The sequence below is a fragment of the Adlercreutzia aquisgranensis genome (assembly GCF_943193145.1).
GTDB classification, from domain to species: domain Bacteria; phylum Actinomycetota; class Coriobacteriia; order Coriobacteriales; family Eggerthellaceae; genus Xiamenia; species Xiamenia aquisgranensis.
The window spans coordinates 196,993-213,419 of the sequence record NZ_CALPDA010000003.1 but is presented as its reverse complement, the minus strand read 5'-3'; the positions used below and the strand labels follow the sequence as shown (position 1 = coordinate 213,419).

10 protein-coding genes and 1 pseudogene are annotated in these 16,427 nt (G+C 64.0%); 3 read left to right on the top strand and 8 right to left on the bottom strand.

Features of this window, described 5'->3' with window-relative positions; translation table 11 throughout:
• Nucleotides 1-37 precede the first annotated feature (37 nt).
• Nucleotides 38-1,279: a CaiB/BaiF CoA transferase family protein gene (locus tag NFR41_RS02990; RefSeq protein ID WP_160212719.1), complete on the bottom strand. Its 1,242-nt coding sequence runs from the start codon at nucleotides 1,277-1,279 to the stop codon at nucleotides 38-40.
• Between the two features lie 190 nt (nucleotides 1,280-1,469).
• On the opposite strand from NFR41_RS02990, the gene NFR41_RS02985 reads away from it, so the two are divergent.
• Nucleotides 1,470-2,234 (top strand): Hsp70 family protein, encoded by a 765-nt coding sequence (locus tag NFR41_RS02985; protein WP_251230660.1) that lies wholly within the window; start codon nucleotides 1,470-1,472, stop codon nucleotides 2,232-2,234.
• 239 nt (nucleotides 2,235-2,473) lie between these two features.
• Here the strand turns inward: NFR41_RS02985 and NFR41_RS02980 are convergent, their stop codons facing one another.
• The 4 genes from NFR41_RS02980 to NFR41_RS02965 all read right to left on the bottom strand — a co-directional run bounded on the left by NFR41_RS02980 (nucleotide 2,474) and on the right by NFR41_RS02965 (nucleotide 8,259).
• Nucleotides 2,474-3,754 (bottom strand): MFS transporter, encoded by a 1,281-nt coding sequence (locus tag NFR41_RS02980; protein ID WP_160212717.1) that lies wholly within the window; start codon nucleotides 3,752-3,754, stop codon nucleotides 2,474-2,476.
• 212 nt (nucleotides 3,755-3,966) lie between these two features.
• On the bottom strand, nucleotides 3,967-5,211 hold the full coding sequence (locus tag NFR41_RS02975) for a CoA transferase (protein ID WP_160212716.1): 1,245 nt from the start codon (nucleotides 5,209-5,211) through the stop codon (nucleotides 3,967-3,969).
• 304 nt (nucleotides 5,212-5,515) lie between these two features.
• Nucleotides 5,516-6,796, bottom strand: coding sequence for an ATP-binding protein (locus NFR41_RS02970; RefSeq protein WP_251230659.1), 1,281 nt, complete (start codon nucleotides 6,794-6,796; stop codon nucleotides 5,516-5,518).
• Between the two features lie 221 nt (nucleotides 6,797-7,017).
• Nucleotides 7,018-8,259, bottom strand: a complete 1,242-nt coding sequence (locus NFR41_RS02965; RefSeq protein WP_251230658.1) for a CoA transferase — start codon at nucleotides 8,257-8,259, stop codon at nucleotides 7,018-7,020.
• Nucleotides 8,260-8,761: 502 nt separating this feature from the next.
• Between NFR41_RS02965 and NFR41_RS02960 the strand changes: the two genes are divergently transcribed.
• Together NFR41_RS02960 and NFR41_RS02955 are read left to right on the top strand one after the other, a co-directional pair.
• Nucleotides 8,762-10,228 (top strand): response regulator transcription factor, encoded by a 1,467-nt coding sequence (locus tag NFR41_RS02960; protein ID WP_251230657.1) that lies wholly within the window; start codon nucleotides 8,762-8,764, stop codon nucleotides 10,226-10,228.
• Between the two features lie 151 nt (nucleotides 10,229-10,379).
• The gene (locus tag NFR41_RS02955) at nucleotides 10,380-12,902 is read left to right on the top strand and encodes an FAD-binding protein (protein WP_251230656.1); all 2,523 of its coding nucleotides are present in this window, start codon (nucleotides 10,380-10,382) and stop codon (nucleotides 12,900-12,902) included.
• Between the two features lie 193 nt (nucleotides 12,903-13,095).
• Here NFR41_RS02955 and efp read toward each other — a convergent pair whose 3' ends face one another.
• The 3 genes and pseudogenes from efp to NFR41_RS10490 all read right to left on the bottom strand — a co-directional run.
• Entirely contained in the window at nucleotides 13,096-13,656 is a 561-nt protein-coding gene (gene efp, locus NFR41_RS02950) for an elongation factor P (protein ID WP_160212713.1), read from the bottom strand.
• Between the two features lie 600 nt (nucleotides 13,657-14,256).
• Entirely contained in the window at nucleotides 14,257-15,393 is a 1,137-nt protein-coding gene (locus NFR41_RS02945) for an aminopeptidase P family protein (protein ID WP_251230671.1), read from the bottom strand.
• Nucleotides 15,394-15,606: 213 nt separating this feature from the next.
• A pseudogene (locus NFR41_RS10490) lies at nucleotides 15,607-16,218 on the bottom strand (type II 3-dehydroquinate dehydratase); the annotation flags it as partial.
• Nucleotides 16,219-16,427: the final 209 nt, after the last annotated feature.

Here is a 16,427-nt window from a genome sequence, read left to right as displayed (position 1 = left end):
CACCAGGACGCAACGGGGAGCCGACCCTCCCGGCGCCTTAGCCGAACGGCGTCTCTTCCTTCTTCAGAAGGCCGCTCTCGTACATGGCCGCAACCTCGTCGGCGGTGGCGCCCAGCTCTTCCAGGATATCCTCGTTGTCCGCGCCCACGAGCGGCATGCCGCGCCAGATCTGGCCCGGGTTCTGCTTGAGCTTCGGCACGATGTTCACACCGCGGATGGTGCCCTCGTCGTAGGAGTTCTTCCACTCCGTGAAGCTCTCGCGGGCGATGTAGTGGGGGTCCTTCTCGGCGATGGCGAAGTTGTAGATACGGCTGCAAGGCACGCCGCACTCCAGCATGATCTTCTCGGCTTCCTCGGCGTCGTGCTCGGAGAAGAACTTCTCCATGGCCGCCTCCAGGACGTCGCCGGCCTCGGTGCCGAAGGCCACCACGGGGGTGCCCACGGGGAACAGGTCGCTGCCGTACTCCAGGCCGAAGGCGGGGACGGCCTTCTTCACCACGCCGGGGCCCAGGATGAGCACGTAGATGGGCACGCCGTCCTTGCAGATGTAGGTGCCGTAGCCGGCCGAGGAGGTGGAATGGCTGCCCTCGCGCACGGGAAGGGCCCCGGTGTTGAGGTAGTTAACCGCGTAGAAGCCCTCGCAGCGAAGCATGGCCTCGTACTGGGCAACGTCGACGCTCTCGCCCTTGCCGGTCTTCTGGGCGTTGATGTAGCCGGCAAGCGCTCCCAGATCGGCCATGAAGCCGGCGTAGTAGTCGCTCACCTGCGGGAACGCCAGAACGGGCAGACGGTCCGGGAAGCCGTTCATTTCCATGAAGCAGCCGTAGGCCTGGCCGATGCCGTCGAAGGAGGCGCGGCCGATGTAAGCCGGGTCGCCGGTCTGGCCGAAGCCGGAGATGTGCACGATGGTGAGCTTGGGGTTGACCTCCCACAGCACCTCGTCGGGCATGCCCCACTTGGCCATCTGGCCGCCGCGGAAGCCATCCATGAGGATGTCGGCGTCCTTGAGCAGCTTGAAGAAGTACTCGCGCCCCTCGCCCTCCTTCACGTTCATGCACAGGCTGCGCGTGTTGCGGCGCTCCATCTGGGTGCCCCAACCCTGAAGCTTCTCGTTCTGCGGACGGGAGGTATCGCGCCCAAGGGGACTCTCGATGCCGATGACGTCGGCGCCCATATCGGCCAAAAGTCCGCAGGCGAAGGGGCCGGCGATGGCCATGGTCAGGTTCACGACGCGCACACCCTGCAGCGGTCCGAACTTGGGACAATCTTGCGTTTTCATGCACTTCCTCCTTGTTGTGTTGGGGAACCTGGAAAACCTTCAAGCAAAAGCCGTGCCACGCTGGCATCTCTTTTGCATGGAAAGAGGGCATCGTCCGGCATCGACGGGAGCGCATCCAGGCCGCCGGGGCCGATTGTTTGCTACACTGTGAGCAACGGAGCAACACACCTTCGAGAAAGCGGTTACCAGCATGGCTCTTTTCAAGAACTCGGCGAAAACCCCCGCCATGGACAAGTGCGACCAGGTCGCGTTCGTCCTGGAACCGGAAAACGGCACGCTGCCCCTGCCCATCTGCATCGAGATACCGGGGGGTCGCGCCCACGAGGTCATCCCCGCCGGCGTGAAGCTTCCCTACAAGACCACCCAGATTTTCTCCACTGTTGACCCCTACCAGCTTGCCGCCGAATTCCACCTGGTAGCAGGCACGCGGCCGCTCGTCCGCGACAACATAGAGCTGGGGCGGGTGCGCATCCGCGATGTGAAGTGGGCCGGCGCGGGCAAGCCCAAGCTCGAGGTCAGCTTCGCCATAGCCAAGGACGGGACGCTCACCGTCAACGCCGACAACCTGGACAAGAAGCGCACGGAAATGCTGGCCCACGTCGAACGGTCGCACGTGAGCGCCGAAGAGGCAGCCGCCGCCAAGACCGCAGCCGAAGCCGCCGCAGAGCACGACCAGTGGATGGAGCGGTGCATCGACGAGATGCTGGTGGGCTACGCGCTCATGGATGCCGCCTACGAGCGCTACGCCGTAGCCAAGAAGAAGCTCAACCCCATGCAGAGCCGCGAGTACAAGCAAGCCCGGCGGCGCCTGCAGAAAGCCCTGAACGTCATGCCGCCCGAGGCTACGCCCGAGACCATGGCCGAGCTCAACGCGGCGCGCGAGGCATTCGACGCCATCTACGAAAGCCACAAGCCGGTCTACGACGCCGTCATGGCGTGGTTCGACAAGCAGTAGCAGGCGATTCGGCCGATAGCTCGACGGGCAGATACGGGCTCGAAGCAAGCTGCTGGGCATGACCGGGTTCGGGACGAGCGCCCGGCGACCAACGCATGCCCGAACGCAACATTCCGCCGAGAAACCGCTTTCTCCGCATCCCCATAGCGCGTCGGCGCAAAAAAGGAAAGCCCCTGCCGAAGCAGGGGCTTTTCCGCAGCTCGAGTTTGCAGCCCCGAGCAGTGTGCCTTACGCGAAGCTTACTTCGCCCAAGCGCGACGGCCCATGGGAACGATGATCAGGGCCAGGACGACGATCAGCACGTAGAAGATGATGTTCATCCAGAACGCGCCGGCGTAGGAACCGGTGATGTCGAAGATCTGGGCGTAGATCAGGGCCGAGAAGCCGGAGAACACGTTCAGACCGGTAGCGACTACGGAGAACACGCTGGCGTAGTCCTTGTCGCCGAAAGCCTGCTGGCAGGTCAGCGGCGGAACCACGTTCAGAGCGGAGTAGCCGATGCCGAACAGGCCAACGCCCACATAGAACATCATCTCGGAACCGCCGGACACCAGAGCCACGGCGGCACCGGCAGCGCCCAGAACGCCAGCCACGATGCCGGACATCTTGGCACCGAAGTGGTCGGAGATCCAGCCCAGACCGAACTTGCCGATCATGGAGGTCACCATGGCCACGGACACGGCCAGAGCGCCCACGGCGGCACCGTCGGTGAACAGCGTGTTGGTGGAAGCGTAGCGGGCCAGCTGCTGCACGAAGGAAGCAGAGATAACGAACATGCCGGCCATGAGGATGAGGAGCCACAGAGCGGGCTGCTTCAGAGCCTCGCCGCGGGTCAGACCCTGGGTCTCCTTGACCTCGGTGACCTTGGCCTCGGCGCTCTTGGCGCGGTCAGCCTCGGCGGCGTCGTAGCCCCAGGGCTTCACGCCCATCTTCTCGGGAGACTCGCGCAGCAGGGCGAAGGTGACACCAGCGCCGGCGACGAGCACGATGACAGAGCAGATGATACGAGCCTGCTGCCAGCCCCAGGTGGCAATCCAACCGCCGATGATGGGGCTCATGATGGCGCCGAACAGCGACACGAACACGCCGATGGCACCGATGACCGAGCCGTTGTTCTTGGCGAACCAGCGGTTGACCATCGTGGGCGTGGCGATGTACATCCAGAACGCGGCGGACGCGCCGTAGAGCACGCCGTAGACGTTCCACTGCCACGGAGCGGTGAACCAGGCGCAGGCGAGGTTGGCCAGGCCGAACACCAGAACGGCGGCGCCCAGGATCCAGCGGGGGTTGTACTTCATGATCAGCTTGCCGGCGAACGGCGTGCAGATGGCGGCCACCCAGGGCTGGATGGACATGAACAGCGAAGCCTCGGTCTGAGACCAGCCGAACTCGTTGATGACGGGCGTCAGGAACAGGCCCGCATGGTTGGCGGCGAAGCCCAGCGGCACGGCGTAGAACGCGATGCAGGAGATCGCGATCGCCCAGGCGTAATTGCTGCCCTTAACTTGTGAAGATCCCATTCTTTCTCCTTGTCTCTTGCGTGCCCGCACCCCGCAGGCACGCTGTGCGACGAGCAAAAACCGTGCCGCCAGGCCCTCTGCAACGAACCCACCGGCTACCGTTTCTGCTCATTACCCTCTCAAGTGCGGGCGCCCCCTTCGAAGCAGCCCGCACCGTAAGGCTAAGCAGTTGGCATGGAAATTACAAGACTATATTTTCCATGCCGAAAGGGTTATTCGCCCTTCTTGATGACGCCCTTCTCGTAGAGCAGCTCGATCTCGGCGGGCGAGTAGCCGAACTCCTCCAGGATGTCATCGGTATCGGCGTTATACTTCGCGCCGCCGCGGACCACCTGGCCAGGATGCTTCGAGAACTTCGGCATCATGTTGACCTGCTTGACGTCCTTGTCGGTGATCTCGTCGTGCACCTCGATGAATACCTCGCGGGCCTTGTAGTGCGGGTCCTCCAGCATCATGGCGTAGGTCATGTGCGGGGAAACCGGGATGCCCATCTCGGAGAAGGTCCTGTTCACCTCTTCGACGGTGCGGGCCTCGCACCACTCGTCGAGCGCCTTGCGGAACTTCGCAGCGCGCGGCGGCAGCGGGTCGTCCAGGCTCTTGCAGCCCGGGGCGCGGGTGATGGAGGCGTAGGAACCCAGCGGCTGGAAGTCCGGGTCGTCGGCAAAGCCGAAGAACTCCACCAGCTTGCGCACGGGACCGGCGCCGCCCACGGCCACCTGGCAGTAGCCGTCGAGGCACTTCTGGGCACCGGCGCAGGCGCCCACCAGGTCCTCGTTGCCGATGCGCATGGGCTGGATGCCGTGGTTGATGCCGTCGGAGAGCGTGGCGCCCTGAATGCGCACCAACGACTCGAACTGCGTGCAGTCAATGGACTCGCCCTCGCCGGTCTCACGGGCGCGGATGACCGCAGCCAGCGTGGCCCACGCGCCCATGAGAGCTGTGGCGAAGTCGCCCGTGAAGGGCTTGGTCACGTTGGGCGGGCAGCCCGGGAAGCCGTTGAGGTTGGAGTAGCCGGAGAAGGCCTGTCCGATGGGGTCGAAGGACGCCTTGCGGACGTAGTCCGGGTCGCCCCAGTTGCCGAAGCCGGAGATGTGCAGGATGACGAGTGCGGGGTTGGCCTCCCACAGCACCTCGTCGGTGAGGCCCCACTTGGCCCAGGTGCCGCCCTTGGAGGACTCCACCAGAACGTCGGCCCACTTCACCATCTGAAGCAAGATCTCCTTGCCCTCGGGAGAGGGGATGTTCAGGGTCATCATGCGCTGGTTGCGGCGGTCGACGGACCAGGCATCGCCGTACATACGGTACATGTCGGGAGCCATCACGCTTTCCAGCTCGATAACGTCGGCGCCCTGCTCGGCGAACAGCTCGCACACGAAGGGCGCGGCGATGACTGCACCCGCGTTGAGAACCTTCAGGCTCTGCAGGTTGCCGAACTTGGGACGATCAGCTGACTTCATAGGCTACCTCCTTGGTAATTGGACGGGACGCCCGATGCGGAATCCCCTCTCTCCGTCGCACCTAAACGACGCACTGATCCTTGCAAGCAACATTCATGCCAACTTCTTCCGGAGACGCGCCTTCCCTCTGCGCTCCCCTTCCGTCGGCATCTCCTGCTGCCCGGCTGCTATTCCTCCAAGCAACTTCCGTGCCAAATATCACGGCGAACGGTATCTTTTTCGGGAGCGAAGGGCGCAATTCCGCCGGGAAACGGTTTTCCGGGAAACGAAACCGAGGTCGACGAAGGCCGCAGGGCTGCCGCTGTTAGGGTGCGAGGCAGGTTATCGGCACCACATACACTCCGTCAGGCCTCTTCAGGGCGTAGCCTCCTGGGGTAAGAACCGCGCAGAATGCAGGCTCCCCCATAACCGAGCGGTCTATCTTTTCCGAAAGCTTGATGAGGTTGCGCGCCCCCTCGTCAACAAAGCGCGCCCCCATCTTCACCTCGAACAAAGCGTACCTTCCGTCTCGCAGGGCCACAACGGCATCAGCCTCGAGCCCGCTTTCGTCACGATAGTGGAACACCTCGCCTTTGTGAGCCTGGGCATACACCCTTAGATCGCGGACGCACAGGCTCTCGAACAGCATTCCGCAAAGGGACAAGTCCCTCAAGAGCGACCGAGGGCTTGCCCCAAGCGCCGCAGCAGCCAAGGACGGGTCCACAAAATGCCTGGTTGGCGTTTTAGCCACGCGCGCCTTTGCGTGGAGAGAGGGCTCCCACGCCGGCAAATCCCTGATAACGTAAAGACGCCTCAGCGCAGCAATGTATGCATCCACCGTATCGCGAGACAGCTCCGTGTTCCTCGCCTTAAGGTTTTTCCTCATGGCCAGATGTGCCGCCTGAGTAGAAGTGCACCTCGCATACTCCTGCATAACGATACGGGCGTACTGGGCGCTTCTGGACACGCCGTCCACGCGGGATATGTCCTCCTCGGCTATGGCCATCACGTAATCGTGGGCCATCTCCAAAGAGGCTTCGCCGTTTCGAGCGGTAACTGCCCCGGGCCATCCTCCTCGACATATCAAATGCGATACGGCCTCGACGTCGGACCGGGATACACCTTCTATCTCACCAGGGCGCTCAAAAAGGGCGCCGAGAGAGACCTCGGCAGTAGAATCGCCCGCTTCCGCAGAAGACATGGGGTACATGTCAAGGAACGAGAACCTCCCCGTTCCTGAATGGCGTGGCTTCGCATAAGGGGTTGCGGACCCCGTAAGGATGTACTGGCCCGGCATTCGTTCCCTGTCTACGGCGAAGCGGACGGCATCCCAGAGCTGGGGCGCCTCTTGCCACTCGTCGATAAGCAGGGGCTTTTCCCCTCGAAGCAAGAGGGATGGCTTGCTTTCCGCGACCATCAGATTGTTCGCGCGCTCGTCTGGGTCCTGCATCATCACGGCACTTTCCGCATGGCGAAGCGCCGTCTCCGTCTTGCCGCACCATTTCGGTCCCCGAATCTCGACGGCGCCGGCGTAGGAGAGCTTCTCGACGAGCAGCGAATCCGCCACGCGAGGCATATAGGCTTCCACGGAAAGATCATCGACCACAAGAACCCTCCTTACGCTAACCCAGCACGCCGTATCAGTCCAGGTGAAACTGCGTTTCAAATCTGCAACCTACAATTTTCGGTTGTTCTAACCTACAATTTTCGGCTATTTTAACCTATAATTTTCGGTAATTTCAACCTACAATTTTCGGAACGATCGAGGCGCAGGGTAGCGAAGGGGCACGCCGAATGACACGCCGCCATGCTGGGGAACGCTTCCGTCTACACGCCGGGTTGGAAGTAGGGGCGCTTGCCCAGCAGGTTGCTTTCGTACATAGCGGCAACCTGGTCGGCGGAAAGACCCAGCTCCTCCAGGATGTCCTCGTTGTCCTGGCCGACGGACGGAGCACCGCGCCACACCTGCCCGGGGAAGTTCGCCGTCTCGGGCACCACCTTCACGCCGGGGATGGTGTCGCTGCCGTCGCTGGAGGGCCACTCGGCAACGATGCCGCGGGCCTGGCAGTGGGGATGGTTGCGCAAAGCCTCGTAGTCCATGATGCGCGAGCAGGGAACGCCGCCGTTGGCCAGGATGTCCTCCACCTCGGCCGCCGAATGCTTCGAGAGGAACTCCGCGAAGGCCGCCTCCGCCACGTCCGCCGCATAGCTGCCGTAGGGGATGATGCCCTCCCCTTCCGGGAAAAGATCGCCGCCGTACTCCAAGCCGATGAGGGGCAAGCCCGCCTTCAGCACGCCCGGTCCCAGGAACAGCACGTACACCTCTTCCCCGTCGGCGCATTCGTAGGTGCCGTAAAGGGCGCAGATGAGGCTATGGCTGCCTTCCTTCACGTAGTCGGCCCCGAAGTGCCAGTAGTCGGTGGGGTACTGGGACTGGGTGCGCAGCAGAGTTTCGAACTGGGCGATGTCGAAGGACTCGCCCTTGCCCGTCTGGGTGCGCTTGAGCAGGGCGGCAAGCGTCATGCCGAACGCGTAGAAGGAGGCGGAGTAGTCGCCGGGGAACACCATGGCCGGCAGCGAGGGCATGCCCGGAAAGCCGTTCATGCGCATGGTGCCGCTGAAAGCCTGGGCGATGGGGTCGTAGCTGGCGCGCTTGACGTAGGCCGGGTCGCCCGTCTGGCCGAAGCCGGAGATATGGGCGATGACCAGGCCCGGGTTGCGCTCCCACAGCGCCTCGTCACCCAGCCCGTTGCGCTCGAAGCGCCCGCCTGTGGAGGCCTCGATGAGCACGTCGGCGGTCTCGATGAGTTTCAGGAACGCCTCGCGACCCTCGCCGTGCAGGTAGTCCATGGCCAGCGAGCGCATGTTGCGGCGATCCTGCTGCCAGCTGCCGCCATGACCGGACGTACGCCCCATGTCCACTACCGTGGGATGCTCGATCCAGATGACATCGGCGCCGTTTTCCGCGTACAGCTCGGCGGCGAAGGGGGCGGCCACGGAAAGCCCGATAAGCACCACCCGGTAGCCCGACAAAAGCCCGAACTGGGGAATCTCCGACGTTTTCGCCACAATGCGCCTCCTTCCCGCCCAACGCCGCAGCGGCTAGAGCGACCATGTCTTATGCTTCACGAAGCATTCTGCAAGATTCATGCCAAGGGACGGCGGCGCATCGCGTCCCTTGGCAGCTGCGCCCGATACGCACGCGCGCCGCCGCCCTCCTCCACAATCCACGCGCCCCCGCACCGAAAGCTGCGCCCATATCCCGGGCAGGCTTTCCCGACTCCGGTGAGACAAGGTCTGATCGACCCGGACTTTTCCTTGTATACTAGGAAAAGTCGCTCACGCTGAGAACTCTTCCGAGTATGCCTGCAAAAGTTTCGCCTCCTAGGAGCTGGTCTTTGCAGAGGCGAGCGGGGACCGAAAGACATCGCGCTGGCCACACTAGCGGAGGCAGCCCGGCAAATCATCGCAGAGGTTTTCGCGCGAACCCTTATAATCGCTTGGATGTCTTACCGTCGAAGCCGGCGACAGCGACTCGCGTTCTTGGACGGCCGCCCAGAAAGGATGCCCGGTGACAGCCAGGGATCTCAAGCAACTTTTCTCTGCGAGCCTGTTGGGCTACGGCTTCCTGCGCGCCTGGATCGTGCTCTGCCTTCTGTATTCCCGCCATGCCGTCGCCGTCGGGTCTGGCGGGTCGACCGTACTCATGTTCGCCCTGGCGGCAGGGGCGCTCGCCACCGTAGGCCTCCTGCGCTCGGCCGCCTACCGGCGCCGCGAGTCGCTTTTCGACCTGCTGTTCCTGGGCTTTGGCATAGCGGGAACCTGCTGCTCGTTCTTCGGGGGGCTGCTGGCAAGCCCCCTCTACACGGATGCGGGCCTCGTCGCCATAGGGCTGTGCGGAGGCTACTTCGAAGCACGGTGGGGCGAGAGGTTCGTCCCGTACCCCGAGAAGCAGTCCTACGGCAACCTTCTCATAGCCTTCCTGCTGGCAGCCGTGCTGGGCATAGCGACCTCCTCCTTCGTCACCGGCGGACTGTTCATGGTTGAATCCCTCGCCCTGCTCGGCGTCGCGACAGTCCTCTACCTGCTTCCGAACGGCGGATCGACGGAACGTGCGGAGACTAGAGGTCGGCTGGAGAGCGCCAAGGACAGCTCCACGAGCGCCGACGGAAAGCGTTCGGCGCGAGCTATCGCCAACATAACGCTCACCATGCTGCTGTTCTGCTTCGTGCAGTCGGCGGCAACCAGCATCTCGTACAGCCTGCTGCCCGTTGCGGACGTGTTCCAAGCGCGCTTCGTGGCGAACTTCATCGTAGCTGCCTTGCTGGTAGCCATCTTCCTGCTGCGCGGAGCGGTAAGGCCCATCAGCCTCCTCAAGGCCTTGCTGCCCGTGACGGCGGCGGGGCTCTTCCTGCTCGTTCTCGACCCCTCCGTTCTCGGCACCACGCCCATCATCGTTCTTCTCTCGGGCAACAAGCTCTTCGACGTGCTTATGCTCTTCCTGCTCATCAGCTTCGTACAGGCCGGCAAGGTGTCGCCCTTTTTGGGCTTCGGACTGTTCGTCGCGGCCAAGAACATAGGCTGCGCCCTGGGCGCCATGAGTGGGGACGTCATCGTCCCTGTCGTGGGAAGCGACCCGACGGCGCTCTTCCTCTTCATAGGGCTGCTGGAGGTGCTCCTGCTCGTCTCGTTCCTCTGGATGTTCTCCATCAAGCAGATCGCATCCCCCACTACCCAGCCGGATGCAGCCTTGCCCGAGCCGTCCGCGCCCGCGAGTCTTGAGGCACGCTTAGACCGCCACGTCGAGGCGGTCTCGAGTCGCTGCGGCCTCACCCCGCGCGAGACCGAGATCTTGGAGCTGCTGGCCCGCGGCAAGAACCGCGAGACCATCGCCCGAGACCAGCACCTGTCCAAAAGCACCGTGCACACCCACATGATCCACATCTACCAGAAGACCGGCGTGCACAGCCAGCAGGAGCTTATCGAGCTTATCGAGGGCGTCTCCCCTGATGAGGGCCCCTCAACCAGCCTGGTCTAGAGCCGTTTCCGCAAAAATCAACCACCTTGCAGGATGACCCCTCTCCCCTTCCGACCCCATAGTGGGGCCATGCCGCAGAGGGCGGCTGTGGCGCGAACCAGGCTTTCGCCAAAGAGATGCGCCGCACGCACGAAAGAGGAAGGGATTGCATATGAAAGACAGCAGCTTGAGCCGCCGCAGCTTCATCATGGGCGGGTCGCTTCTGGGCCTGGGCGCCGCCGCGGGGCTGGCCGGATGCGCCACGCCGAAGAAGGACGACGACCAACCGACGGCGTCCGCCGAAGAGCCGGACGCGGGCGCGGGCACTGGTGGGCGCGGCGTGGTGGAGGCGGACTCCACCCAGGCCGGCTACGCCGATGACGTGACCGTAAGCCTGACGGTGGACACCGACACGGGCGCCGTCACCGACGTGTCCGTCGAAGGTCCCATGGAGACCCCCAACAAGGGCGGCCGCGCCATCCGCGTGATGCAGCAGGCGATCCTTGACGCCCAGTCCGTGGACGTGGACTGCGTCGCCGGCGCCACCATCACCGCAAGCGCCGTTCTTTCCGCCGCCAAGGAGGCCTACGGCAAGGCCATGATCGGAGAGGGCCTGCGCCAGCGCAAGATGAAGCCGGGCACCTACACCGCCTCGGCTAAGAGCGGCTTTTGGCGCATCATCGACCTGCCGGTCACCGTCACGGTGAACGAGAACGCCATCCTGGACATCAAAACGCCGGAAGACCGCTTCGAGCACGGCGAGACCGAAGTGGTTATGCAGTCGGTCATCGACCGCTTCTTCCCCCGCGTGATCGCCAACCAGTCCATCAACGTGGATACCGTCTCCGGCGCCACCCAGTCGTGCCTGGGCGTGCGCAACGCCATGCGCAAGGCCCTCGAGCAGGCCTTCGAGGCTGCCGGCGAGCCTGCCTGCGCCGAAGCCAAGTTCGAAGAGCCCGTGGATCTGAAGGTGGAAGCCGGCCAGGTGGAGGAGATCGAGGCCGACGTGCTGGTGGTGGGCCTGGGCAACGGCGGCGTGTTCGCCATGCGCAGCGCCCTGGAGGAGTTCCAGAACCGCACCGCCGGCAGCCTGGGCAACCTGGCGAAGATCGTGGGCATCGACCGGGCCGGACGCATCGGCGGCAAGTCGTCCATGACCCATGAGTCCTTCATGGTGAACCCCACCCGCTACGCCGAGGTGTTCAACGGCGGCACTCCCTACGCCGACACCGAGGACGTGCTGGCCGCCTACATGGACTACTGCACCCAGGACGACAAGATGGTGGGCAAGGCCGAGTGCATCGAGTCCTACATCCGCAACTCCGGCGACACCGTGGACTGGCTGTTCTCCCACGGCTGGCACTACGGCACCACGCCTGCCACCAAGGAGAAGGCCCCCTATGGCGCCCCGAACTCGTGCAACTTCAACAACCTGAATTCCTCGCGCCTGGATCCGGGCACCTACGAGGACCGTCGCAAGATGGTGGTCGGCTGGCTGGAGAGCATGGTGAACGAAGTGGTGTCCCAGGGCGGACGCGTGCTTCTGGAGACCGAGGGCTACGAAATCATGACCGAGGGCGGCGCCGTGACCGGCGTGAAGGCGCGCAACCTGGTGACCGGCAAGGAGTACGTCATCCACGCCAAGTCGGTCATCATGAACACCGGCGGCTTCTCCCACAACTACGAGATGATGAACGAGCTTCTGGACGAGCAATGGCGCGGCTTCTACAAGTGCATCGGCTTCAGCCAGGACACCGGCGCCATGATCCAGGCGGCCCGCAACGTGGGCGCGAACCTGTTCAACGCCGGCATGCCCATCGCCATGCACTTCGGCACCGACCACTGGCTGGAGATGTTCGACGACTTCAAGCCCCTGGAAAAGCTGCAGTACCGCACCGGCCGCTACAACGTGCAGACCATGAACAACATCCCCATGGGCGTAGCCGGCGACGCCACCTGCATCGCCGTAGGCGGCAAGACGTCTAAGCGCTTCATGGACGAAAAGAACCACACCAACTTCGCCGCAGGCACCCAGGACGAGCCCTTTACCCACTACAAGGGCGGAGCTGTGTACTACATGATCGCCTCGAAGGACGTGCTGGACGTCATCAAGAACGAGGGCTTCAACACCACCTCCTTCGACGGCTACAACTCCCAGGGCACCATCGTGAAGGAGACGCCGATTCCTGCGCTCTACGAAGCGCTTGACCAAGCGATTGTGGAGGAGATGGCCTTCAAGGCCGACACCATCGCCGATTTGGCAAAGCAGTGCGGCCTTGACGAGAAGGTGCTTGTCGAGACCGTGGACAGCTACAACGCCATGTGCGACGCAGGCGAAGACACCGAGTTCGGCAAGGCGCCCGAGTTCCTAAAGAAGCTTGTGACAGGACCTTTCTACGCCATTAAGATCCATCAGGCCACCTTCGGCACCATCGGCGCCCTCGAGGTGGACAAGGACTGGACCGTCATCGACACCAACGGCGACCAGATTCGCGGCCTCTACGCCATCGGCCTGGACTCCATGGGCGTGATCCACTGCCCCAACCGCACCTACAACGGCTTCGGCGGCACCGCCCAGGGGTGGCTCCACACCGGCGGGCGCATGGCGGGCAAGAATGCCGTGGCGTACGTGGACGAGACCTATGGCCTGAGCTTCGCCCCCTACAAGCTGGGCGACGTGGAGGACGGCTTCTAGGAAACTCTTGTTTCAAAGACGGTGCCGCCCTTCCCCTCCGGACTGCACCGTCGATTTGGTAGAACGGGGCCGTCCTCGCCGACTGCCCCGTTCTACTATGCACCCCCTCGAAAGCTTTTTCGCCGCAGAATGAGAAACGGGCCCGCGACTTGGCGGGCCCGTTCGATTCTGCGAAGCGATGCGCGACCGGCGGCTACACGCGCTTGATGACGCGGCCGTCGCGGGTGTCGATCTGCAGCACGTCGCCGATCTCGATGAACGTGGGCACCTGCAGCTCGATGCCCGTCTCCAGGGTGGCGGGCTTGGTGGTGTTGGTGGCGGTGTCGCCCTTGAAGCCGGGCTCGGTGTGGGTGACTTCCAGCTCCACGAACATCTGGGGCTCGATGGAGATGAGCTCCTCGCCGGCGTACAGCAGGCTGGCCTCGTCGTTCTCCTTCAGCCACTTCGCCGCGTCGCCCACGGTCTCAGCCGGAATCTCCAGCTGCTCGTAGGTGGTGTTGTCCATGAAGTTGTAGTTGGCGCCGTCGTTGTACAGGTACTGCATCTTCTTGGTCTCCAGGCGCACCGTGTCGAACTTGGTGCCGGAGTTGAAGGTGTAGTCCACCACGCGGCCGGTCTTGATGTCCTTGAGCTTCGTACGCACGAACGCACCGCCCTTGCCCGGCTTCACGTGCTGGAACTCCACGATGGTGCACAGCTTGCCGTTGTACTCGATGCACATGCCGTTGCGGAAATCGGCGGTAGAGATAGCCACGGATGCTTCCTTTCGCTCACGCTGCAGGCCCACCGGCCATGCCGCGTCCAATTCAACCGCCCTATTATAGCCGCCCGCGCCCACCTGCGCAAAAACTACGGAAGAGGGGACGTGCAGCCACTGGCGACTGGCGAGCGGCAAGGAGCGAGGGGGCGCAGCGTCCGACAGGGACGAGCCGCAAGGAACGAGGGGGCGCAGCGTCCGACAGAAGAGAGCCACAACCTCCCGCATCGCATCCGAACCGCCCGCACCCAATCCCGCATAATCGGCAGTTTGGTGCAGAAAAATTCGTCAACCTGCCGATTATGCGGGATTGGGGCGGGGAAGATCAGGTAGCGGGATGGCGACGAGGGGTCGGGTCGGCGGGATGCGGGCTGGGGGTTGGGGCGAAGGGGCTCGCGGTGCCAGCGGCTGGAGCGTTGCGCGCAATGCCGCCACTATTGGGTCGGAAGTCGTGCATACCAAGCAGGTTGGAGCGCTTTTCCGCACGAACCTGCCCGGTATGCACGATTGGACCGGCCAAATCAGGCCCCGCGCAAGACGATAGCCTCGTCATCCTCTACGGCCAGGATGCGCACGCTCTCCATGGCACCCAAATCCCTAGATCACGACCATATCGTGGGTGGAGGCGGTGAACACCGAAAAGCCGTCCTCGGTCACCACGCCGAAGTCCTCCAAGCGCATGCCGAACTCGCCCGGCAGATACACGCCCGGCTCCACGGTGACCACGTTGCCGGCCGCAAGGGGGTTCGGGTTGCGCGGCGAGAGGTTCGGCAGCTCGTGGATGTCGATCCCCACGCCATGCCCCAGCCCATGGCCCATCTTCCCCGCGAAGCCGTGCTCGGCCAGAACCTGCTCGGCAAGCTCGTGCATCTGCGCTCCGGTCACGCCCGGGCGGATGGCCGCCTCCACCGCTTCGTTGGCCGCGCGGATGGCCCGGTAAGCCGCCTCCATGCGAGGGGTCGGCCGGCCCAAAAACACCGTGCGCGTCATGTCCGAGCAGTACCCGAAGGTCCGCGCGCCGAAATCGAGCACCACGCACTGGCCTGCCTGCAGCACTGTCTGCCCGGGGATGGCATGGGGGCTCGCGCCGTTGGGGCCGCACGCCACGATGGAGCCGAACGCGAGCCCCTCGGCACCGCGGGCCAGCATGAACGACTCCAGCTCAAGCTGCACCTGACGCTCGGTCATGCCGGGACGCATGTACTCGACGATATGGGCGAACGCCGCGTCGGTGATGGCCTGGGCCGCCTTCATGCGGGCAATCTCGACGGCATCCTTCACGGCCCGAAGCCGCAGCACCGCGTCGTCGGTCTCCCGAAGCGACACGGCCAAGGGCACCTCGTCCGGCTCGGAGATGTTGGAAGCCGCCTTCTCCAGCGCCCGGAACTCGGCCAGGGCCATGGAGTCCTCGATGCCCAGGACGAAGCTGGCGCCGCACTGCACTGCGTCGGGCCTGATGCTATGGCAAAGCTCGCGGATGCATCCCAAGGCGAAGGCCCCGTGCCCCTGGCGGGAGGAGTCCACGGTCACCGCGTTGCCGCACGCACGGGCCGCCGAAGCCGCCGCTTCGCTGTAGCGCGAATCGGTATGGAGAATCGCCTGTTCGGGGGTTACCAGCAGCCCGTGGGCCTGCTCATCGTCGAACACGCCGTCGAAGGCGGTGAGGTAACGGATGTTGGAGGTGTCGCGGACTAGGAAGGCCCCAAGTCCCAGCTGATCCATGCGCTCGCGCATGCGGGCCAGGCGACGGCGCGAGGCGTTGGCGTCGAAGAGGCCTGTTTGGTCGTCCTCGTCGACATCGCCGAGCTCGCCGGCATCGCCGGACGGTGCGCCGGCGCCCGCACTCGAGGCCGCCGCAGGGGCAGGGGCAGCCACGACGACCTGTCCGGGGGCGCAGCGCTGCTCGTACCCCTCGCCCAAGCGCTCGGTGGCGCCGCCCAGCAAAATATCCAGCCCGTCGCAATAGCCCTGGAACCCGCGCCCCTTCACCTGGGCCACGCAGGCGGGGGCGATGACCGAGACCGCACGGAACGGCTCTCGGGCGTCCACATCGGAGATGTGCACCTCGACGCAGGGCACGTCCACCCCGCCCAGCGCATCGCGCAGCGCATAGGAGTAATGGGTATGGGCGCCCGGATTGTACACGATGCCGTCGTAGACGCCCAAAGCACCGTGGATGACATCCACCAGCGCCCCCTCGCTGTTGGACTGGAAGCAGTCCAGCCCCACGCCTTTCGACGCCGCGTACTCCCCCACGAACGCCTCCAGGTCCGCCAAACTGCGGTCCCCGTAAACACCCGGCTCACGAACCCCCAGCATATCCAGATTAGGACCGTTCATCAGCAAATACTTCTTCACAGCATTCCTTTCTACCAGGACGCATCCGCCACAAACCGCCGCACCCGCCGCTGCAAAATCGCTTCGCCCGCGCCCGGCCGTTGGTCGCGGGAGAGCCGAGCGATTCCGCAGCCGCACAGTTCCACTGCGGCGAAAACCCGCACGCGCTCGGCCGTTGGCGGTGGGAGGGCTGAGCGATTCCGCATCAGCAAAGTTCCGCATCAGCAAAACCCGCACGCGCGCTGAGGCCGAGAACGGAGGGGCTGAGCGATTCCGCAGCAGCAAAGATCCGCAACAGCAAAGCGCAAACGAGCGAGGACAAGCGAAGCCCCTCAGTTCTCGGCCTCAGCGCGCCTAAGCGAGTCGGACAAGCGAAGTCCTCCCACCGCCAACAACCAAGCGCCTAAGCAAGCGAGGATAAGCGAAGCCCC

Bases quoted from the DNA above. Each gene is read 5' to 3' on its own strand.
- NFR41_RS02975 (WP_160212716.1), bottom strand. From the start codon at position 5,211: ATGAAGTCAGCTGATCGTCCCAAGTTCGGCAACCTGCAGAGCCTGAAG.
- NFR41_RS02945 (WP_251230671.1), bottom strand. From the start codon at position 15,393: ATGCGCGAGCGCATGGATCAGCTGGGACTTGGGGCCTTCCTAGTCCGC.
- NFR41_RS02955 (WP_251230656.1), top strand. From the start codon at position 10,380: ATGAAAGACAGCAGCTTGAGCCGCCGCAGCTTCATCATGGGCGGGTCG.
- NFR41_RS02990 (WP_160212719.1), bottom strand. From the start codon at position 1,279: ATGAAAACGCAAGATTGTCCCAAGTTCGGACCGCTGCAGGGTGTGCGC.
- NFR41_RS02985 (WP_251230660.1), top strand. From the start codon at position 1,470: ATGGCTCTTTTCAAGAACTCGGCGAAAACCCCCGCCATGGACAAGTGC.
- NFR41_RS02980 (WP_160212717.1), bottom strand. From the start codon at position 3,754: ATGGGATCTTCACAAGTTAAGGGCAGCAATTACGCCTGGGCGATCGCG.